Raw genomic sequence first — 20,492 nt, 5'->3', positions numbered from 1 at the left:
AAACCTGCAGGAAAGCTTCATATTGATGAGGCTTTCTTATTTTTGCAGTCTAGTTAGGGTATTAGCGTCTGAATAAGCTAATTACTTTTGTCTAAAATCTCATAATGGAAAAAAATCGCTATCTCCGCCGTGGTGTATCTGCTTCGAAAGAAGATGTACATGCTGCCATCAAAAACATTGATAAAGGGATATTTCCCAAAGCATTCTGTAAGATTATTCCGGATATACTAACCGGAAATCCGGAATATTGCAACATCATGCACGCGGATGGAGCTGGTACTAAGTCTGCTTTGGCTTATTTGTATTGGAAAGAAACCGGCGATTTATCGGTGTGGAAAGGTATTGCCCAGGATGCCATTATCATGAATATAGATGACCTCCTTTGTGTAGGAGCTCTGGATAATATTTTACTTTCTTCTACCATAGGCCGAAATAAAAACTTAGTGCCCGGCGAAGTAATTGCCGCTATCATTAATGGTACCGAAGAAATACTACAAATGCTACGGGATAACGGCATTGGTATTTATAGCACTGGTGGCGAAACCGCTGATGTAGGCGATTTAGTTCGGACAATAATTGTGGATAGTACCGTTACAGCTCGTATGCGGCGCGACGAAGTAATTTCGAACCATACCATACAGCCTGGAGACGTGATCGTAGGCTTTGCCTCTTATGGACAAGCTACTTATGAAACGGAGTATAACGGCGGCATGGGCAGCAATGGCTTAACTTCAGCCCGGCACGATGTATTTGCAAAATATTTAGCGGCTAATTATCCGGAAAGTTTTGATCCGGGAGTGCCCCAAGATTTAGTTTACTCCGGTAAATATAAGTTAACAGATGTAGTAGAAGAAGTAGGCGTAGATGTAGGTAAATTAGTGTTGTCGCCTACCCGTACGTATGCGCCGGTAGTAAAAGAAATTCTGGAAAACCATCGGGCCAATATCCATGGCATGGTGCATTGCAGTGGTGGTGCTCAAACCAAAGTACTACACTTCACCGAAAAGGTACATATCATTAAAGACAACCTGTTCGCGGTGCCGCCTTTATTCCGGATCATTCAGGAAGAAAGCCAAACCAGTTGGCAAGAAATGTACAAAGTATTTAATATGGGGCACCGGTTAGAGATTTATATTAATGAGCAACATGCCCAAGATTTAATAGATATTGCTGCCCGCTTTAATATACCAGCCCAGATAGTGGGCAGGGTAGAAGCCAGCGATAAAAATGAATTGACCATCACAAGCCCATTTGGCGAGTTCAAATACTAGTCCTGCCAATTAAAATATAAAATTAAAAAGCCGGAAGAGCAGGGTTTTTTCCGGCTTTTTAATTTTTACCTTCACATACCCCTTTCCTGTTCAACCTGCGGGTATGTGTGTATCAGGAAAAAGCATTTTTTGTAACAGCTAGCACTCTTCTTACAATAACTTTTACCAGCATTTGCTAGTTTAAGGCCGCCACTTCCCACTGGTTTAAGATGTGTTAAATTTAAAAATTAGAAAAGGTAAATATTTGGCATAATACTTGAATTCTAAAAGCTATATGCCATAAGCTTTACACTTTTAATTTTAAATAGCATGAAATCTTTAGTGGTCTTATTCTTCGGAATGTTTCTATGGACCCAGCAAGCCTTAGCCATTCGGGCAGATGTTACGTTTGCTTCCCGTCGGGGGGAACCTTTCCAAATAATTTTTGACGGTAGATTAATCAATCCGCGGGTAACGGACCGGATTATTTTACAGGATATTCCAGCCGGATACCACGAGGCAGAAATACGGTTCCCGGACCGGTTTGGGGCGCTGGTGCATCGTACCCGTATATTTCTGGAGCCTGGTTTTCAAACTGATTTTATGGTTCAAATTACTGGTCGCAGACCCCGGGTATTCCTTAACAAAGTAGGGCTGTATCCTATCAATGGCGGAATGGTGCCGCCACCTCCTCCTGTTGCCCGGGATCCCTATCCGGTACCAGTGCCTCGTGATCCAAGACCAGGTGGGTATGACGACAGGTATGATGACCGTTACGAACGTGGCAACTATCGGGCAGAGGTAATGCGGGCGGGCGAAGTAGACCGATTACTACGGACCTTGGAAAGTAAACCTTTTGATGATGGCAAGATGCCTATTGTAAGGCAGGTATTAAGCGAAGCTACTATTTATGCGGAAGACCTGAGCAGAATTTTGAGAATATTTAGCTTTGATAAAAATAAACTGGAGCTGGCTAAAATGGCTTATAACCGGGTTCATGACCGCCGTAATTTTTACCTGGTGTACGATGCTTTTACTTATGACTCTTATGCGAGAGAACTACAAAGATTTGTAAGTGAAGTAAACCGGGAATATTAATTCAATCAGCATAAAAAAAGGTCCCCGCTAGTTAATAGCAGGGACCTTTTTTTATATTTTTTAGAAATTTTAATTTATAAAACTATCGTAACCGATCAACCGAACGAACTAAATCTTCATCCCGCTTAATAAACCGGTTGGCCAGCGAATTAACAATAAGCCCTAATATAGGTAAATAGAAGCCGGCCTGGTACTTGCCAGGAGTGTCAGTTTTGATTAATTCATCACCTATGTAAGAAGAGTAATAGAAAATAGTACCTAAGAGTGCTGCTAATAATAAGGTGTTCAATAAACCTAATTTTATTTGGGTGAAGCGGTTTTTATACTGGAATATTTCATAAAGAGCTACCAGGGCTACTAAAATAGCTAAAGCACCAATAACCATTGTATTGGTATTAATAGAGCTGGTAGCTACCGCAGTAGCACTATCCGTAACAGCAAGGGGTTCTGCTGCCAGAGAGAAAGCTCTTAGTACTACTTCCTCACCTGTTTGGGGATTAGTTTTAGCCCATAACGGTAAAAACAGAACACTAATCATGGCAATGACCAATATCAATAGGAATACACTTTGAATTCTTTGTATCATAATATTTCTGGAATAATTAACGGTGCAAAAGTAGAGAAACTGCTTTAAAAGAAAAACTTCTGGCACAACCTAAAATTTCGGTACGAAAATTCCAAAAGTGGGTTCTGATCCGGCTTTTTACCTTTTTGCGAAGGCAGTTGCTTAGAAGTTGTATCTTTGCATTAGTTATGCGCTATTTTTTGGAAATTGCTTACGACGGCACCGATTACCACGGCTGGCAAATGCAGCCAAATGCTCGTACGGTGCAGGAAGTTTTAAATAAATCCCTTTCAACTATTCTGCGTCAGCCCATTGAAACCGTTGGTAGCGGACGTACAGATACCGGCGTACATGCCGGGCAGCAGTTTGTGCATTTTGAGATAGCACAAGAGTTGCAAAATAATGCTTTTTGTCACCGTCTGAACCGGTTATTGCCAGACGATATTAGTGCGAAAAAGTTATATCAGGTTGGACCGGAAGCCCATGCCCGTTTTGATGCCATCGCCCGGACCTATGAGTATCGGATAACGCAGGTAAAAAATCCTTTTCTGCAGCGATATGCATATTATTTAAATCGTCAGGTAGATGTAGATAAGCTAAATAAGGCCGCTGCTTCGTTATTACAATTTGAAGATTTTACCACTTTTTCCAAAGTAAAAGGAGATACCTTGCATTACCGGTGTCAGATGCTGGAGGCTAATTGGCAACAGGAAGGGGAAAATTTACTATTCACCATAAAAGCCAATCGGTTTTTGCGGGGCATGGTGCGCCTGGTGGTAGGCACCTTACTGGATGTAGGTACTGGTAAAATATCGATGGATGATTTTAAGAATAAAATTGCTGCCCAGGACCGAAAGCAGGCCAGCGGAGCCGCTCCGGCAACTGGTTTATATTTAACCCAGGTAACATATCCGGAAGGTTATTTTGAACAACAGCAGGAAAAGTTTGAGCAAACCAAAGCAGCTGCTACTGAGGAATAAGCACTCGGAACCTTTAACCAGTAGAAATAAATCTGTAAAAACTTTTCTGCGGTAAGTGCGCCAAGTGGAAAAACTTATAATTTATTAAAACAAACTTACTACTTACTTAGTAGTTTTACCACCATAGTTCCTAACCAACATATTTGGTTCCGACTATTTTCAGATTAAAAGATTAAGCTCTTGGAACAATCGACGGGAAAGAAAACAGGTCAGGTTTTTGATTTGCAGACGCTGAAGCGGTTGTATGCTTTTGTACTTCCTCATAAACGTATATTTTACTTTATAATATTTCTTACTATTGCTTCGGCTATACTAGCGGCCATTCGCCCTTTCCTGATTCAGTATACCGTGGATAATGACATTATGGAAGGCGATATGGCGGGCCTGAACAAAATGTTTATCTGGCTTGCCGTTTCGCTTATTGTGCATGCCTTGGTACAATATTTACACACTTACTACTCTGGTTGGCTGGGGCAGCACATTGTACGTGATATCCGGATATTATTATACAAACATATTCTCAGACTTCGTCTTAAATTTTACGACCGGACACCTATTGGTACCCTGGTAACCCGAAATGTATCGGATGTAGAGCAGCTGTCGGATGTATTTAGTGAAGGGTTGGCGGCCATGTCCGGCGATGTGCTGCAACTGGTGTTTATTCTGGGGTATATGCTGTACCTCGACTGGAAATTAACGCTGGTAAGCCTGGCTACCTTTCCGCTGTTATTTGTTAGTACCTACATCTTTAAAGAAAAAGTAAAGTCTTCCTTTCAGGAAGTGCGTACGGCAGTAGCTAACCTCAATGCCTTTGTGCAGGAGCATATTACCGGGATGAACATTGTGCAGATATTTAACAATGAAGAACGGGAAGAAAAGAAATTTCAGAAAATAAATGCGGAACATACCCAGGCGCAAATTCGGGGAGTGTTGTATTATTCTATTTACTTTCCGGTAGCTGAAGTTATTGGCGCTACGGGTACTGGTTTATTGGTTTGGTATGGTGCCCGAGGTGTAATAGATGAACAAGTTACCTTAGGTACTCTGATTGCATTTATCATGTACATATCTATGTTCTTCAGGCCAATCCGGCAGATAGCCGATCGCTTTAATACTTTGCAACTAGGCGTTGTAAGTACAGAACGGATTATCAAACTATTAGATAGCCAGGAATTAATTTCGGATACAGGAACCCATGCGCCCGATACAATAAAGGGTGATGTGACTTTTGAGCGGGTTTGGTTTGCTTATAACGATGAAGAGTATGTGTTACGGGATATTTCATTTAATGTAAAAGCCGGTCAGACAGTTGCTTTTGTAGGGGCTACCGGTGCCGGGAAAACATCTATCATTAATTTGTTAAGTCGATTTTATGAAATTAATAAAGGGTTAATCAAGGTTGATGGGGTAGACTTAAAAGATTTTGACTTGGATGTTTTGCGCAGCCATATTGGAGTGGTATTGCAGGATGTATTTTTATTCTCAGGGTCTATTGCTGATAATATAACCTTGGGAAATCCTAAAATTACCCGGGAGCAAATATGGGAAGCTGCTGACCTGGTAGGTGCCCGTAAATTTATTGAACGGTTGCCCGAAGGGCTAGATTACAAGGTGATGGAGCGCGGGGCTACCTTGTCTGTAGGGCAGCGGCAGCTTATTTCTTTTGTACGGGCGATGGTTTATGATCCTAAAATCATTATTCTTGACGAAGCAACCTCCTCCGTTGATACCGAGACAGAAGAGCTAATTCGCTACGCCATTGATAAATTGATGCAGGGCCGAACGTCTGTTGTGATAGCGCACCGATTATCTACTATTCAGAAAGCCGATAAAATTATTGTGTTAGATAGAGGAGAGATCAAAGAAGCTGGCACCCACGAAGAATTACTACGACACGAAGGGTATTATGCTCAGCTTTATCAGATGCAGTTTATTTAACTCTATGGCCGCACCTGATAGTGGGGTAAATGTATAGGCTGGAATTGTGAAGCCTGATTTTAAATTCTTGAAAAGAAACAAAGGATAAATTTTAAATTAAGTGAGTAGAAAATTTCTAATAATTATGTTGGTCCTGACGGTGGTAGCAATTGGATGCTATGCCTATTTAGGAGGATTGAACAAGCCCGCAATACAAATAAAAACCTCTCAGAAAAGAATGGTGGCCGGTAAAGAGTATGCTGGGCCTGCCAATAGTAATGAGTTAGGTCGGCTATTTCAGGAAACTGTCCGGCTGGTGGAAGCAAAAAAGTTGCCCAATACCATGGCCAATATTTATTACAATAATCCGGAAAAACGGGAAGATAGTATAAAAGCCTTTGTAGGCGTGCTAGTAAGCGATACTACCCAGACTTTACCAGCTGGCTATAGTCTGCGCTATTTACCTGAAACCAAAAAAATTGTGCAGGCTAGTGTAAAAGCCCATTTTATATTAGCGCCCAATAAGCTTTATCCGGCTTTGTTTGAATATATTCAGGAGAATAAGCTGAAAACGAAAGATGAGTTTTTAGAATTTTTCGGTCCTGATAATCAGGCAACGCTGCAGGTAGAGATTTTACCCTAAGTCTATTATTCTATTTTATCTCCTGCTATTTACTAGCTTTATTAAGATTTAATTAAAATTTTAACCTTCAAATTTGGGGATTATATAATTATGCTATATAATTAAACTCTGACAGGAAAATTTCCTGTTTTATATTTAAATCTGCCTATTTTATTAAAGTCTTATAGCATGCTTAATATTGGAATAATAGAAGAAAAAGCAGCTTATAGACAGGAGCTAAAAAAGTATCTTAATGCTCAGGATGATCTTGTTTGCTCCGTGGCCACATCCTCTGTTGACCAATTTATTAAATTATCAACTAAAACAAGATCTGATTTTTACATTCTGCTGTATACGTCTGTTAAAAATACCATACCGCTTCAGGTTGCAACCTTAAAAAGATGTTTTCCGGAAGCTGCCGTAATAGTTCTAGCCGATGAAGAAGAAACCAATGTTATTATAGATGTCTTTCGGGCCGGAGCTTTGGCATTTTTACAAACTACTACTTCTTTTGCCGATGTTAGAAAGGTACTAACAGGTATTTCTTTAGGAGGGGCTTATATGTCGCCGTTTATAGCCCGAAAAATGGTTGATTTTTTACAAAATCCGGTTGCCGAGCAAAATTATGATCTAACTAGTAGGGAAAAGGAAATTATAACTTGCTTAACACAAGGGTTAAGCTACAAAATGATTGCCGCTCAGCTTTGTCTTTCTCTGGATACTGTCAGATTTCATCTCCGGAACATCTATAAAAAGTTACAAGTTAATAGCAAGTCAGAAGTTATTGCTAAAGTTTTAAAGAAGGACCTTCTTGTTAATTAATAGTTTAGCTTATTAAGCTAAAAAGGGTATTTTATAATTATCTAAGTATTAATTAAATATTTCAAATACCTACCCAAATATGTAGGTTGACTTAACAAAACCTTTTATTTAAATTTACTACTATTAAATTTAACTATTCAAGGAACAAAAATCCACTAAATACGTCCTTGTTTAGGCTAACTGTTTAAATTGTAATAATATGAAAACAAAAGGTACATTTTTAAGCTTCATTTCTACCGAGAAGAAAATGCGGAAAGAGCAAATGAAGGCTAAAGCGGCAAATAAAAATACTAAAGTGCCGACTGAGCCTCAGCAAGAATCGAAAGAATTAGCATTCTAATTACAGCACTTATACTATTTACTAGAAGCTGTTTGGCATACTTAATCAGGTGGTAAAGGTGGGCGAATCCTTTATTTACTTGCGTTCTCGTAAATTGCCGGTAGAAAGTAAAAAGTAAAATTTAAAGAACAGGCCTGGTATATGATATACCAAGGCTGTTCTTTTATTCCTCTTCTAATTGCCTTCCTCTAATTTTCTTGTCCCTTCATTATAGGGCCTCCGCACGTGTGCTTAATTAGCAAAAACAAATCGTCCCTAACAGCTTTTCTGGAAAGATTAATCTTCATCCTCAAAGTCTTCTTTTTCTAAGGTGGAACAGTACTTATGTTAGTAACAGTATTCCATTCCTGCTTACGCTCTCACAGACACGCCGTTGGGAATTAGCAAATTAGTTTAAGCTTATTTGTGGTAGCTCAGGAAGAAATTAATAGGAACTTTAGGTATCTTTCATAGATAATACTTATTTTTATAAGTTTCTATTTTTATAAAATGTTTCTAAAGTTAAATAACCTGCTCTTGTTAGCAGTAGCTATTTTTATCTTTTTTAGTTGTCAGAAAAAAGAATCAGCAAAAGAACAATCCGCAGAAGAGGCTCCAGTTACTACCTTATTTACTTTATTACCGCCTGCTCAAACAAACGTTCATTTTACTAACTCATTGAAGGAGTTTCCGACAGCAAACGTTTTAACCTACCAGTATTTTTATAATGGTGGTGGCGTAGCCGTTGGGGATATAAATAATGATGGATTGCAGGATCTTTATTTTTCTGGTAACATGGTGCCCAATCGGTTGTACCTGAACAAAGGGAATATGCAGTTCCAGGATATTACTGAAGCTGCCGGCGTTGCAGGTAAAGGTTATTCCTGGAAAACCGGTACTACCATGGCCGATGTTAATGGCGACGGGTTGTTAGATATATACCAATGCTACTCCGGAAATATGCCCGATGAAAGCCTGACCAATCAATTATTTATTAATCAGGGTGTGGTAGATGGTCAGATTAAGTTTGTTGATCAGGCTAAAGAATTAGGATTGGCTGATATTTCTTATAGTACTAATGCTACATTTTGGGATTATGACCGGGATAATGATTTAGATTTGTTTTTGCTTAATCATAATCCGGAATTATTCCACGGGTTGGATGATGTTTCTTTTAAAGAGTTGCTAAAAAAATCCGATCCAAAAATGCGCCTTAAGCTTTTTCAGAACCAGGATGGAAAGTTTACAGATGTTTCTGATAAGGCTGGATTTAACAAATCACCTCTTTCGTATGGCTTAGGTGCAGGAGTAGCCGATTTTAACCAGGACGGCTGGCCGGATATTTATATTTCTAATGATTATTCCGCCCCTGATTTTCTATATATTAATAATAAAAACGGCACTTTTACCGACCAATTAAAGCAAAGCATTGGTCATATTCCCATTTATTCAATGGGTAACGATGTATCAGATATTAATAATGATGCCCTGCCGGATATTTTTACACTGGATATGCTACCGGAGACTAATAAACGGCAAAAGCTGCTGTTCTCTCCGGATAATTACGAACACTTTAACCTGCTGCTTCGGGTTGGGCTCCACAACCAATACATGCGCAACATGCTGCAGGTAAATAACGGCAACGGTACTTTTAGCGAAATTGGGCAATTAGCCGGAATTTCTAACACCGACTGGAGCTGGGCGCCCTTAGTGGCTGATTATGATAACGATGGCTGGAAAGACGTTTTTGTTTCCAATGGTTTTCTTCGTGATTTTACCAACATGGACTTTATTAAGTTCAAGAGTTCATATCTGCAAAATATGAATGGGCAGATGACAGCAGAAAAAGTAATGAACCTGGTAAATAATATTCCTGCTTCTAATGTAAATAACTACATATTTAAGAACAATGGAAATTTAACTTTTACGAATAAAGGCCAAGATTGGGGGTTTAATATTCCCTCTAACAGTAATGGCGCCGCCTATGCCGATTTAGATAACGATGGCGATTTAGATATTGTAACAAATAACATCAATGAGCCAGCTTTTATTTATCAGAATAAAAGTAACGAACAACTAAAGCATCATTACCTACAGGTAAAATTAACTGGGAACGGCAAGAATACAGGCGGTGTAGGAGCAAAAGTAATGATATATGCCAATGGGAAACAACAGTACCTGGAGCAAACTCCTAGTCGGGGCTTTCAATCGGGGGTGTCGCCGGTGCTGCATTTTGGTTTAGGTCAGGAGGCAACAGCAGATTCGGTAAAGGTTATTTGGGTTACGGGAAAACAACAAGTATTACGTAATGTAAAAGCTAACCAAATTTTAGTTTTGCAGGAAAAGGGTGCAAATACCATTTATAAACCGGCTCCTAAAACTAAACCGGTATATCAGGAGGTAACTTCGCCCATTAAGTTTGTAGAGCAGAAGAATACTATCAATGATTTTAAGCGGCAGCCTTTAATGGTAAATCCTATGTCGTTTCCGGGGCCGTGTTTAGTAAAGGCAGATGTAAATGGCGATGGTTTAGAAGATGTATATGTAGGTGGCGATGAAGGACAACCGGGAGCGTTTTTCTTGCAGAGTAAAGGGGGCAAATTTACTTTAAAAGCTAACCCGGCTTTTGCCGCCGATGCTAAATGCGTGGATGCTGATGCTATTTTCCTGGATGTTAATAATGATAAAAAGCTGGATTTATATGTAGCCAGTGGCGGGTATCATAATTTTATGCCCGAAGATGCCAGGCTGCAGGATCGCCTTTATATAGGTGATGGGAAGGGTAATTTTACAAAGAGTGAGGGATCGTTACCAACTATGCTGGTAAGCAAAAGTTGTGTGCGGGCCAGTGATATCAATCAGGATGGCTTTAATGATCTTTTTGTTGGAGGAAGAGTAGTACCGGGCCGTTATCCGGAAGCGCCCAGAAGCTATGTGCTTTTAAACGATGGCGCAGGTCATTTTAAAGATATGACGGCCAATGTGGCTCCTGCTTTACAACGGGTTGGTATGGTAACAGATGCAGCCTGGCACGATTTGAATGGTGATGCTAAAGCAGAACTTATTTTAGTAGGCGAATGGATGCCAGTTACAGTTTTTTCTAATACTAACGGAAAGCTTACCAATAACACCAATGCTTATTTTAATAAAACATATAGTGGCTGGTGGAATAAAATATATTTAGGTGACTTCAATCAGGATAAGCGAACGGATATAGTTATTGGTAACCTGGGGTTAAACTCCCAATGCAAAGCTTCGGATAAAAGACCAGCAGAACTTTTTTATAAAGATTTTGACGATAATGGCTCTATAGATCCTATTTTATGTTTTTACATGCAGGGCAAAAGCTACCCGTATGTTACCCGCGACGAATTGTTTGATCAGATAAGCATGATGCGTACCCGGTTCCCGGATTATGCCAGCTATGCCGATGCCACCCTTAAAGAAATTTTTACCCCAGAGGAACTTAATGGAGCTGTAAGATTGTCAGCTAATAGCTTGCAAACAACTTATTTTGAAGGGAATACGACTGGCAAATTTAGGGAAAAAGCATTGCCCCTAGAAGCACAAGTTTCTCCGGTTTATGCCATAACTACCTTGGATTATAATCACGATGGAAAACAAGATTTATTTCTGGGCGGTAACATGAATCAAGCCAGGTTAAGGTTTGGAAAGTATGATGCTAATTATGGTGTGCTTTTGGAAGGAGATGGAAGGGGCGGATTCAAATATGTTCCCCAGGCTAAATCCGGATTTAAGTTGCAGGGAGATGTACGCAGTGTTCTAAATATTAATGATCAGTTATTGTTTGGAATTAATCAACAAGGAATAAAAGCTTATAAAAGGCTATAGTGGTGAAGAGATTTTTATTTTTTATTTTGTTGGTGCAGGTGCTGGTAGGTTGTAAAAAAGAAGCGCAAAAGCAACCAGAATTTTCCAGTATCCAAATAAGCCAAGTCTTAGCTAAAATGACTGATTTAATGGTGAATGATGTTACCAATCCTCCATTAGCCTCCCGCTTTTTCGCTTATGCTTGCCTGGCTGGTTATGAGGTGGTGGTGCAGAATGATAGTACAGCTAAAAGTATGCACGGCCTTTTAAACCGATATCCAAATATACAAAAGCCACAAATAAATAAAGCGTATTATTACCAGCTTAGCGCGTTGCTGGCCATGATGGAAACAGCAAAAAAAATGCAGCCTTCAGGTGCCTTGTTTGAGAAGTATGAACAACGGTTTCTGGACTCGCTCAAACAAAAAGGTTTTTCGGAAGAGGTAATGCAAGCCTCTCTTGTTTATGCGCAGGATGTTAGTAAACAAATATTGGCTTATGCCAAAGCCGATAAGTACAACCGGATCAGTAATTATCCGCGCTATACACCCTCGCAAAAAGAAGGCGATTGGTACCCAACCCCGCCCGGTTTTTTTGCACCGGTAGAGCCTTATTTTAATACAGTCCGATCGTTTACCTTAGATACTTGTGCACAATTTAAGCCGGAAGCACCGGTAGCTTTTTCAAAGGATAAAAATTCGGAATTCTTTAAGTTACTGCAGGCTAGTTATGAAGAAGGGGTAAACCTGCCAAAAGAACACCAGGAAATTGCTGCTTTCTGGGATTGTAACCCTTTCGCCTTACAAGATAATGGGCATTTAATGGTAGGCTTGAAGAAAATATCACCGGGAGCACATTGGTTAGGTATAACCGGAATAGCCTGTAAACAAGAAAATGTAGATTTCGCTAAAGCCATGAAGATTCATACCATGGTGGCTGTTTCCCTGATGGATGGCTTTATTTCTTGTTGGGATGAAAAGTTTCGAAGTAATCGTATTCGTCCGGAAACAGCTATCCGGCAATACATTAATCCTGATTATAAGCCCTTACTGCAAACGCCTCCTTTTCCAGAGTATTTAAGTGGTCATTCGACCATATCTTCAGCCTCTGCTGTAATTTTAACGCATTATTTTGGCGACAATTTTAAATATCAGGATACAGTTGAAGTGCGCTTTGGCTTACCTGCCCGTAGCTTTAGTTCTTTTCAGCAGGCGGCCATTGAAGCAGGCATTTCCCGGTTTTATGGAGGTATTCATTACATGGATGCTATCAATAATGGCCGGAAGCAAGGATTAGAGGTAGGAGAGTGGGTGCTTACTAAAGTAGAAGAGAAAGCTAAACCGGCTATAGTCGCTGCAAAGCAGTACTAACCTGATCCTAATTTTAAACAATAAAGGCAAACTTCAAAAAAGTTTGCCTTTATTGTTTATTGCGGAGTAATGTTATAACTTTTTAGTCAATTCGGTGATGCGATTGCGTAATTCATCTATCTGGTTTTTGTTTTTCTTTACTTTCTCAATGGCATCCAGCTTTTCCAAGAGTTGTTGCATTTCCTGCAGGTGCTTTAACCGGTTTTTTGCCATTGTAATTGGATCTGCAGCTACTGGCGCTTTGTCATCCTTAAAGATATTGCCTTCGCCGTAAATGACCCAATGAGAATTGAGTTCTGGAATATTTTTGAGTACTTCTAGTAACTCATCCATACTATAGTTTTTACCAGCAATAATATTAGAAATTAATATTGCGGAGGTATTGGTATACTCACCCAAAGCAAAGATATCCATGCCTTTTATTTTCATAAAAAACTGGAGGCGAGTTCCAATCTGTTCTAAATTAGCGGCCATGTTTTTTGTTGTAAAACTGTATGCTCATACCTTAAAAACTTATACAAGGTTTAGGCGGTTGCCTATTACCCGATTCTTTTGCAGCAGCACCTGTTTAAGTATATTAAACGGAAATATAATATCTGCAAAGTTGTTATACGTAAAGAGTTTTAAAGTAAGTTATAAGTTAGTTAAAAAGTTACTTTTATGGTAGATTATTAGCCATGCATGCTAATATTTTAATTTAATAAACTTTCCTCAACTATTTAATTAACCGCTTCATATTTTTTAGGTAAAGAGTTTAACCTGTTGCAAAAGTTATTTGAAGAAAAAATTTTATTAAGTAACGGAAGTCTGAAAGTTCACTGCTAATTTTTTCTTATTATAAAATAAAATTGTCCTGTATTGAATTTACCTGTTGCGTTTTGCAGATATAAGCTTTTTACTTTAGGTCCCATCAAGGCTAATGCCTAATCAGGAGTAATATATTCTAATAAGAGGAGGATAGTTAGTAATTTCATATAGGAACACTCATAGGCACTAGGAATGCTTCGAGGAATGGAAAGTAAGAAATTTTTAATCTAGCTTTTGAGGAGATGTTGTGCGGAAAAAAATAATCTGAAATTCTAAAAACTTCAAAAGGAACCAGCTGGTTTATTGCTAAAGCTAAGACCTATTCCATTTCTTGTAGCCGGTTTAACAGGAGTTCTTTTAAGGCCATATATTTCAAAATTTCAGAAAAGCTACCTTCACTATCCAATTTAAAATCCAGAATTAGTAACGCTTCATGAATGGCCACCTTATCATTAATGCTACCTGCAATAGCATAGCCGGAATCAGCTAATAACGACTCAAATTGCATTTTTTCAGTCATTGATATTAAATTTCTGTTTCTGAAGGTTCTTGAATTTATTAATAAAAAATTTCCTACATATAGATTGGGAAAATTTGAAGCTCAAATATAGATCTTCTTCAATATGAAATAGGATTAGAAAACTAAATAATTTCTTTTGGTACTAAATGGGCGTAATATACTGAATTTATATACTTAAACTAATAAAAAACATAAATATTTTAATCTGGTAAAAGAAGGTATTCATCGAGTAAAAAGGCATGTTCAACGAAACATGATATTAGGTTGGTATGATTCACCGAGTAATTAGGACTGTTTAACTAAAAAGTATAAAAAAACGTTGGAATAATATCAATTTTCGGGCACCAAAATAACCCGATATCCAGTGAAACAATTTTACTCCTCTCAGATTCTTCCTGCCGCATCTTACGTAATCAAAAGTTTTTTTGTTTTTACTTTGCTGGTGCTTTTTCTTTCTCCCAGTACAGCTTCTGCCTGGTGCAAGCAAGAAAATGGCTGCTACACCATTACATATTATGGCTATAAGGAGAATATCTCCGATAAAACAGTTACCTTAAGTTTCCAAGTGCAAGTGAACTCTAAGTGTTTAAGTGCCTTAAGTAATGTAAATTTTTCTTTGCCTGCAGGTGCTAAGGCCATTAGTCCCAGTAATAGCAAAACTGAATTTGAATATGTTGTTGAAAACGGAACTAATAACCCATTTTACGGCATCCAGTTTAATTTTGATCCTAGTAAAAGGAAGGGTTTTAGTTCTGAGGGGCTTTCTAATGGTCAGTCAGATGTTTTTTATTATACGCTTAAGCGGGATGATTTTAATAAACTTTCTTCTATCCAGGTAGAAGCTAAATCTGCTCTTACCATAGGTTCTTTCAAATTTGATTATCCAAGTGGTTGTAGTGGGGAAGAAGAAGATGGATCATTAACTGCTTTACCAGTAACCTTAGCTTCTTTTACAGGTGCCAATCAGGGGCAGGTAGTAGAACTGATATGGGTTACCGCTACAGAAGAGAACAACAGCTATTTCCAGGTAGAGCGCAGCACCGATGGTAAAACTTTCAGCCAGATAGGCCAAGTAGCAGGTAAAGGCACAACTAAACTGCAGCAGACCTACAGCTTTACCGATAAAGTTATAGCTTCGGCTACATACTACTACCGCTTACGCCAGGTAGACTTTAACGGTGCTGCTGAATACAGCAAAGTAATAGCCGTGAAAACAAATTCATCCGTTACTGGTTTAGTTAAAGTATATCCTAATCCGGCTTCAGCCGCTTTACAGGTAGATCTTTCCGCTTTTGCTTCTGGCAGCTATCAGGTTAAAATAGCTTCTTTAACGGGTACTATCCTAAGTCAGCAAGCAGTAGAAGCTGGTCAGGTAACTACTTTAGATATACAGGCTTTAACCTCGGGTGCTTACCTGGTACTGGTACAAGGCCAGGACCTGAATCAGACCAAACGATTTCTAAAAAATTAAAAGCAATAGTTGAGTAGATGGGGCCTTATTAAAAATTGAGGCAAATATTAAAATTGAAATAAGCTATTAACTATAAACCTTAAATAATAGACTCATGACTCTAAAAGAAATGCGTGATGCTATTGTAGCAGCAAGAAACAAGGCCGGTCTGACGCAGGAGCAAGCTTGTGAACGACTTGGTATTCATAAATCAGCATATACGCGCTGGGAATCGGGAAAGTATAGTCTGCCATTAGACACCCTAAATAAAATTGCAGAAGCTTTTGGCTATGTATTTGAAGGGCAGTTCAAGTCGAAAGAAGATTTGAATTCTTTAACATAATTAGTTCCTGTTCTTTAAAACCTGTAAGAGGCGGTTTTAAGTAAGTTAAACCAGGTTTAAGGGAGCGTGGAGAAGGTTTATCGCCTGGTGGAGGTAGTTTGTCTGGTTAAGGCATAGGTTAAACGAAATATAGTAACGGGCTATATTAGGTAGCGTATCTTTGGGTATACATAAAAACAAAAAGGATATGAAAAGCAGTCTCATCACACTAGCCCTAACCATAGTAGTAACAGTAACAGGATTTGCCCATAGCTTAACCGGTCAGCATCAGTTACAGGTTTCTATCGAGCAGGCTGCCCGTGTGCAGGTTCGGCAGATGCAGGAATCTATCCGGTTCAATGAGTTTGAGTATATCCAGATTAAGAAATTAACAGGCGCTTATTTAGCGGCCGTACAACAAGTAAAACAAACTACAGCAGCCGATCAGCAGCCGGAAAGACTAGCTCAGTTAGAAGCTGCTTATAAAGCTGCTATAGCAGGAATGCTGACAGAGGGGCAAAAGCAGGCTTTTACTACTTATGCGGCTGCCCATTCACTTCAGAGCCTGTTAGCTGCTAAGTAATAGCATACGCTGTTTCTATATAAAACAAAAGCCGGTTAATTACCGGCTTTTTTTGTTTCTATTACTGATAAAAACAATCTGCTAGCTGGCTTAAAAACCAAAATTACTATAGGTGCAGCCAGTACCGGTAAACTAAAAGTGGTTTGAAACACCAACCTGGAATTAAATATAATAATGTTGCTACTGGCGAAACCGATATAGAACTAGATTTTACAACAAGCGTCCAATAAAATGGTATAGGTAAAATTTAAGTTTACTGATTTCAAATTAATAAAAAGAGGCTTTCTTTAAAGGGCAGCCTCTTTTCTGTGGAAGGTATTGGAGTATCGAGTGAGGTTAATTTGAGCCTTCAGATACTATTCAGCTGGACTAACTAAATGTTGGCCCTTACAGTTTCGGCAAGGTCTACTGCATTAAAAGCCAGCTCCCGGGGTTTCCTTGTATAAGGACTCTATGGCATTTGCCAAATAAATAATTCCGCTTTTAATCCTATCTAAACCTGAGTCGCTGGGGCAGTAAACTAGTGGATGAAATCAAGGATAGGCAATTTGGTTTATCTCGGATGCTCATGAGAATTAATTCATAAACTTAATGCTTCATATGATTGATACCTTTGCCATGCTTGCCTAATTCATTCAACGCCGCCCGGAACCCTTGCGCCAGAGTAGTTGCGGTTCCTTGCCCGTAGTAATGCAAAAATATCATGTGGGGGTCATCACCCAGCATGTGGTGGTGAAGCGCTACTACTTCCAGGTTATTCCGACGTAGTGCCGCAATAACCTGGTTTACCTCCGCTTCCAACATGGCAATGTCCCCGGCAATATGCGCTTTCTCTTTGTTGCCGGCAAAGGAAGCCCAGGAATTTAAACCAATTGAGGCTGTCATTTCGGTTCCCATGGCCATTACCGTTAAATCATCACGGCCAATTGTATATTTATATGTTGGTCCGTTTACCACGCCTGAGTGTTTTACAATGGCATCTAAGGCCGGAATATCAAAATTTTCTTTACCAGTAGGTGCCGCAGCGGTGCCAGGGGAAGTATTTCCACTTTGCGCGGATGGGTTTGGAGCCGGAGTTGGCGGCTGGTTGGCTGGGGATAGTTTACTTTGACTGATGGTAGCCGCAAACTTTTTAGCCAGTTCGGCCGGGGTACCCATCCCGTGCAAGTGCATATAAAATATGCGGGGTTCCTCATAAAAGAAATGATTATGAATAGCGCCAATTTCCAATCCATTCGCCTGAGCAGCCGAAATAAGTGGGTTTACTTCTTCCTGCAACAAAACAGTATCACTCATGAGCATGGCTGTTTTGCCATCCACAGTTTTCTTAATAGATACCCAACCCCCGAAACCAAAAGGAATGGGCACCGGTTCACCTTTAACTTTTATTTTTAAATCGTTGCGTGGCAAAGGAGTGGTGTGGGTAGCTTCCGCCTCTTTATACGTGCCTTTTTTACCTAAACCTGATTCAATTGCAGAAATTTCGGCAGCAGAAAGTGGCGGCGTTTTTCCTTTAACTGGAGCTGCTTTTAATTCCGGCAACCCTATAATAGAGGCCGCTCCGATTAATGCACCAGCACGTAAGGCCTGACGGCGGTTAATATTCTTTTTCATAGAAGTTCTCAATAAATCTAAAGTAAATTTATTTAAAGTACCTGCGTAACTAAATAATGGATTAGGCCAGCCAAAGCACTTATTCCTATCCAGGTAATCATGCCTATTTTAAACCGGTACATGGCTACAAAAGATATAATTATCCAGGCTAAACTAAAATAATCGATGCCGGCTATGGCCAGACGGTTCGGAAAAATTACGGCCTGAGCAAAGTAGACCGTCAGGTTTAAAACCACACCTACTACAGCTGCTGTTACAACGCTTAAAATGGCTTTGATGCTTTTATTGCTCTGCGTTTTCTCAATAATTGGCGCACCAGCCAGGATAAAAAGGAAGCAAGGCAAAAAGGTATAATAGGTAGTCGTAAACAGCCCCAAAGCACCCGTTAAAACCGACCCGCCAAAATGATGATAACCAGCCAAAAATCCCACAAAGGCCAGTACCATAATGAGAGGGCCCGGAGTCGTTTCACCTAAGGCTAAACCATCTATCATTTCTAACTTGGTGAGCCAGTTAAAATCTTCTACGGCTACCTGAGCAACATAAGGTAAAACCGCATACGCTCCCCCCACGGTAACAAAGGCTGCTTTGGTAAAAAACAGGGTAAGCTTTTTCCAGAAGTCTGCCCCCTGACTAGCCGAAAAAAGTAAGAAGGGTAAAAGCCAAAGCGCGGCTATTACCAAAATTTGCTTTAGTAACCGAAAGGCATGAAAGCCGGTGCCGGGTATTTCTGTATCCATATTAAGGTAATATCCGCTTTCATTTTTGGCTATATCCTCAGCTGATTTATTTTCTTTAAAAAGGCTGGGAGTGAACTTACGGGCCAGCCAACCGATTAGAATTGCCCCCAGTATAATATATGGGAAAGGAATATCAAGAAAGAATATGCCGATAAAGGAAAGAATGGCCATGGCCACATGAAAAATGCTTAACAGGGACTTTTTGCTAATTTTAATCAAGGCCAGAATCACGATGGCAACTACCGCTGGTTTTAGTCCATAAAATAAGGCGTACACCCAAGGAATTTTACCGAACATCACGTAAATAGTGCTTAGCCCCGTTAAAATGAAAACAGAAGGTAAAACAAACAAACTACCAGCTACTATCCCGCCAATGGTGCCGTGCAATAACCAGCCAATGTATATGGCCAGCTGTTGGGCTTCGGGACCGGGTAAAAGCATGCAGTAATTTAAGGCATGCAAAAATTTGCGGTCCGAAATCCACTTTTTCTGATCTACCAGAAAGGTATGCATGATACCAATTTGCCCGGCTGGCCCCCCAAAACTGATGAAGCCTAGCTTTAACCAAAAATAAAAGGCCTCTTTGAAGCTGGGTTTGGCAATACTTGTTTCGGCAGAAGTTAATTCACCCATAGTAATTTGTTATTAAAGTACTTACTAGGTACAATACTAAAGGTAATACTTAGGGTAATATAGAATGTTCTTAACCTTTTGTAATCTTTTTACTTTTTGTCAGTTCTTTTTTGTAATCTGATGAATTCTGCCCCGTATGCTTTTTGAAAATGCGGATAAAGTGACTCCGGTCGGTAAAGCCGGTGAAGTAATAAAAGGACTGTTATGTTAGACGTTTCTATCGGATTAGCTTTCCCCACCTGTTTTATACTAGGTGCATTCAAAACATTTGATTCTTTCAATCCTGCCACTTTGTTAATGCGCCCTCATCTGAGTACTTCGTGAAGAGGAATATTTTATATAACTAGAAAAACAGCTTCCTAAGGTCAGATGACACTTAAGAAGCCGCTCAATTGGTGATTACTACTAATTTCCAAACTTAAATTAACGGCGGGGAGGAAAAAGAATATCCAGAATATCGCGCCCTACTGAACCTGGCCGACGGCGTTCTTCTTCCCGCCAGTCATAATCGGCATCATAGGCCCGGTCGCCGTGTAAAACAAAAGCTCCTGGCTCTAACCGAACGCCCCGTAGGTTGTGGCAACTGGTTGGCGGGGGTTGCTGGCCAGGCGGACGGTTCGGATACCACACCCGGCATTCACCCGGCGGTGGGTAGTGCCCTTTGGGAACACCTGCTAATTGTCTTGGCCCCGGCGAACCCACCGGCGGAAAAATCACCCGTCCCAACACACCACCTAAACCGCCATTGCGGCGTCGGCCGTTGCGGTCATAATCCCGGTCCCGGTCGTAGTCCTTATCATCATCTCTATCCCGTTTTTCCCTATTGGTATAAGGTCCGGTATTTTTATAACGTTCATCGTCTTTATACCGATCTTTGTACTCTTTTTCTCTCTTATCCTTATCCTCTTTATATTCTTTTTCCCATTTATCCCTTTCGTCTTTTTTATCATTGCCTTTACCTTGGGCAATAGCCGTTGATACCAGGGATAAGTACAAGCCGGAGCCGATTATAAACGGGATAATTTTGATCATCTTGCTACGCATGGCTT

At 39.9% G+C, this 20,492-nt stretch carries 18 protein-coding genes; 12 read left to right on the top strand and 6 right to left on the bottom strand.

Annotation, left to right across the window (positions count from 1 at the left end; genetic code table 11):
• The first annotated feature begins 104 nt into the window (after positions 1 to 104).
• Complete coding sequence (locus ADHAQ_RS0106590) at positions 105 to 1,271, top strand: AIR synthase related protein (RefSeq protein ID WP_026462264.1); 1,167 nt, start codon at positions 105 to 107, stop codon at positions 1,269 to 1,271.
• 309 nt (positions 1,272 to 1,580) lie between these two features.
• Positions 1,581 to 2,348 carry a proline and serine-rich protein 1 family protein gene (locus ADHAQ_RS0106585; RefSeq protein ID WP_084523771.1) on the top strand — a complete coding sequence of 256 codons (768 nt, stop codon included), beginning with the start codon at positions 1,581 to 1,583 and terminating at the stop codon, positions 2,346 to 2,348.
• 82 nt (positions 2,349 to 2,430) lie between these two features.
• Here the strand turns inward: ADHAQ_RS0106585 and ADHAQ_RS0106580 are convergent, their stop codons facing one another.
• A complete protein-coding gene (locus ADHAQ_RS0106580) occupies positions 2,431 to 2,934 on the bottom strand; it encodes a DUF4293 domain-containing protein (RefSeq protein WP_026462262.1) in 504 nt (167 codons plus the stop codon).
• Between the two features lie 167 nt (positions 2,935 to 3,101).
• On the opposite strand from ADHAQ_RS0106580, the gene truA reads away from it, so the two are divergent.
• The 7 genes from truA to ADHAQ_RS0106545 all read left to right on the top strand — a co-directional run bounded on the left by truA (position 3,102) and on the right by ADHAQ_RS0106545 (position 12,774).
• Positions 3,102 to 3,893: a tRNA pseudouridine(38-40) synthase TruA gene (gene truA / locus ADHAQ_RS24750; protein ID WP_051359757.1), complete on the top strand. Its 792-nt coding sequence runs from the start codon at positions 3,102 to 3,104 to the stop codon at positions 3,891 to 3,893.
• Between the two features lie 180 nt (positions 3,894 to 4,073).
• On the top strand, positions 4,074 to 5,831 hold the full coding sequence (locus ADHAQ_RS0106570; RefSeq protein WP_026462261.1) for an ABC transporter ATP-binding protein: 1,758 nt from the start codon (positions 4,074 to 4,076) through the stop codon (positions 5,829 to 5,831).
• A gap of 124 nt (positions 5,832 to 5,955) precedes the next feature.
• Entirely contained in the window at positions 5,956 to 6,453 is a 498-nt protein-coding gene (locus ADHAQ_RS0106565; RefSeq protein ID WP_026462260.1) for a GyrI-like domain-containing protein, read from the top strand.
• A 168-nt stretch (positions 6,454 to 6,621) separates the two neighbouring features.
• Positions 6,622 to 7,254: a response regulator transcription factor gene (locus tag ADHAQ_RS0106560; protein ID WP_026462259.1), complete on the top strand. Its 633-nt coding sequence runs from the start codon at positions 6,622 to 6,624 to the stop codon at positions 7,252 to 7,254.
• Positions 7,255 to 7,453: 199 nt separating this feature from the next.
• Positions 7,454 to 7,594 (top strand): hypothetical protein, encoded by a 141-nt coding sequence (locus tag ADHAQ_RS27995; RefSeq protein ID WP_157433358.1) that lies wholly within the window; start codon positions 7,454 to 7,456, stop codon positions 7,592 to 7,594.
• 489 nt (positions 7,595 to 8,083) lie between these two features.
• The gene (locus ADHAQ_RS0106550) at positions 8,084 to 11,425 is read left to right on the top strand and encodes a VCBS repeat-containing protein (RefSeq protein ID WP_026462258.1); all 3,342 of its coding nucleotides are present in this window, start codon (positions 8,084 to 8,086) and stop codon (positions 11,423 to 11,425) included.
• A 2-nt stretch (positions 11,426 to 11,427) separates the two neighbouring features.
• Positions 11,428 to 12,774, top strand: a complete 1,347-nt coding sequence (locus ADHAQ_RS0106545; protein WP_026462257.1) for a vanadium-dependent haloperoxidase — start codon at positions 11,428 to 11,430, stop codon at positions 12,772 to 12,774.
• Positions 12,775 to 12,846: 72 nt separating this feature from the next.
• Here ADHAQ_RS0106545 and ADHAQ_RS0106540 read toward each other — a convergent pair whose 3' ends face one another.
• Both ADHAQ_RS0106540 and ADHAQ_RS0106530 read right to left on the bottom strand, forming a co-directional pair.
• Positions 12,847 to 13,248, bottom strand: coding sequence for a hypothetical protein (locus ADHAQ_RS0106540; RefSeq protein ID WP_026462256.1), 402 nt, complete (start codon positions 13,246 to 13,248; stop codon positions 12,847 to 12,849).
• Positions 13,249 to 13,900: 652 nt separating this feature from the next.
• Positions 13,901 to 14,101 carry a hypothetical protein gene (locus ADHAQ_RS0106530; RefSeq protein ID WP_026462254.1) on the bottom strand — a complete coding sequence of 67 codons (201 nt, stop codon included), beginning with the start codon at positions 14,099 to 14,101 and terminating at the stop codon, positions 13,901 to 13,903.
• 364 nt (positions 14,102 to 14,465) lie between these two features.
• On the opposite strand from ADHAQ_RS0106530, the gene ADHAQ_RS27120 reads away from it, so the two are divergent.
• From ADHAQ_RS27120 to ADHAQ_RS0106515, 3 genes are all read left to right on the top strand, one after another.
• Positions 14,466 to 15,572, top strand: a complete 1,107-nt coding sequence (locus ADHAQ_RS27120) for a T9SS type A sorting domain-containing protein (protein WP_051359756.1) — start codon at positions 14,466 to 14,468, stop codon at positions 15,570 to 15,572.
• 94 nt (positions 15,573 to 15,666) lie between these two features.
• Positions 15,667 to 15,894, top strand: coding sequence for a helix-turn-helix transcriptional regulator (locus ADHAQ_RS0106520; RefSeq protein ID WP_034256629.1), 228 nt, complete (start codon positions 15,667 to 15,669; stop codon positions 15,892 to 15,894).
• 187 nt (positions 15,895 to 16,081) lie between these two features.
• Positions 16,082 to 16,456, top strand: coding sequence for a hypothetical protein (locus ADHAQ_RS0106515; RefSeq protein WP_026462252.1), 375 nt, complete (start codon positions 16,082 to 16,084; stop codon positions 16,454 to 16,456).
• 588 nt (positions 16,457 to 17,044) lie between these two features.
• Here ADHAQ_RS0106515 and ADHAQ_RS0106505 read toward each other — a convergent pair.
• The 3 genes from ADHAQ_RS0106505 to ADHAQ_RS0106495 form a co-directional block, all read right to left on the bottom strand.
• Positions 17,045 to 18,070, bottom strand: coding sequence for a DUF1259 domain-containing protein (locus ADHAQ_RS0106505; protein ID WP_026462251.1), 1,026 nt, complete (start codon positions 18,068 to 18,070; stop codon positions 17,045 to 17,047).
• A 32-nt stretch (positions 18,071 to 18,102) separates the two neighbouring features.
• Positions 18,103 to 19,443, bottom strand: coding sequence for a chromate efflux transporter (gene chrA / locus ADHAQ_RS0106500; RefSeq protein WP_026462250.1), 1,341 nt, complete (start codon positions 19,441 to 19,443; stop codon positions 18,103 to 18,105).
• 423 nt (positions 19,444 to 19,866) lie between these two features.
• Complete coding sequence (locus tag ADHAQ_RS0106495) at positions 19,867 to 20,475, bottom strand: hypothetical protein (protein WP_026462249.1); 609 nt, start codon at positions 20,473 to 20,475, stop codon at positions 19,867 to 19,869.
• Between the last annotated feature and the right edge of the window lie 17 nt (positions 20,476 to 20,492).

The organism is Adhaeribacter aquaticus DSM 16391, assembly GCF_000473365.1.
Taxonomy (GTDB): Bacteria; Bacteroidota; Bacteroidia; order Cytophagales; family Hymenobacteraceae; genus Adhaeribacter; species Adhaeribacter aquaticus.
This window is presented reverse-complemented; position numbering and strand designations above follow the sequence as displayed.

What these genes read in the sequence shown, in the direction of transcription:
- ADHAQ_RS0106530 (WP_026462254.1), bottom strand. Translation starts at nt 14,101, where the DNA reads ATGACTGAAAAAATGCAATTTGAGTCGTTATTAGCTGATTCCGGCTAT.
- ADHAQ_RS0106560 (WP_026462259.1), top strand. Translation starts at nt 6,622, where the DNA reads ATGCTTAATATTGGAATAATAGAAGAAAAAGCAGCTTATAGACAGGAG.
- ADHAQ_RS0106505 (WP_026462251.1), bottom strand. Translation starts at nt 18,070, where the DNA reads ATGAAAAAGAATATTAACCGCCGTCAGGCCTTACGTGCTGGTGCATTA.
- ADHAQ_RS0106550 (WP_026462258.1), top strand. Translation starts at nt 8,084, where the DNA reads ATGTTTCTAAAGTTAAATAACCTGCTCTTGTTAGCAGTAGCTATTTTT.
- truA (WP_051359757.1), top strand. Translation starts at nt 3,102, where the DNA reads ATGCGCTATTTTTTGGAAATTGCTTACGACGGCACCGATTACCACGGC.
- ADHAQ_RS0106590 (WP_026462264.1), top strand. Translation starts at nt 105, where the DNA reads ATGGAAAAAAATCGCTATCTCCGCCGTGGTGTATCTGCTTCGAAAGAA.
- ADHAQ_RS0106495 (WP_026462249.1), bottom strand. Translation starts at nt 20,475, where the DNA reads ATGATCAAAATTATCCCGTTTATAATCGGCTCCGGCTTGTACTTATCC.
- ADHAQ_RS0106585 (WP_084523771.1), top strand. Translation starts at nt 1,581, where the DNA reads ATGAAATCTTTAGTGGTCTTATTCTTCGGAATGTTTCTATGGACCCAG.
- ADHAQ_RS0106540 (WP_026462256.1), bottom strand. Translation starts at nt 13,248, where the DNA reads ATGGCCGCTAATTTAGAACAGATTGGAACTCGCCTCCAGTTTTTTATG.
- ADHAQ_RS0106515 (WP_026462252.1), top strand. Translation starts at nt 16,082, where the DNA reads ATGAAAAGCAGTCTCATCACACTAGCCCTAACCATAGTAGTAACAGTA.
- chrA (WP_026462250.1), bottom strand. Translation starts at nt 19,443, where the DNA reads ATGGGTGAATTAACTTCTGCCGAAACAAGTATTGCCAAACCCAGCTTC.
- ADHAQ_RS0106580 (WP_026462262.1), bottom strand. Translation starts at nt 2,934, where the DNA reads ATGATACAAAGAATTCAAAGTGTATTCCTATTGATATTGGTCATTGCC.
- ADHAQ_RS27995 (WP_157433358.1), top strand. Translation starts at nt 7,454, where the DNA reads ATGAAAACAAAAGGTACATTTTTAAGCTTCATTTCTACCGAGAAGAAA.
- ADHAQ_RS0106565 (WP_026462260.1), top strand. Translation starts at nt 5,956, where the DNA reads ATGTTGGTCCTGACGGTGGTAGCAATTGGATGCTATGCCTATTTAGGA.
- ADHAQ_RS0106520 (WP_034256629.1), top strand. Translation starts at nt 15,667, where the DNA reads ATGACTCTAAAAGAAATGCGTGATGCTATTGTAGCAGCAAGAAACAAG.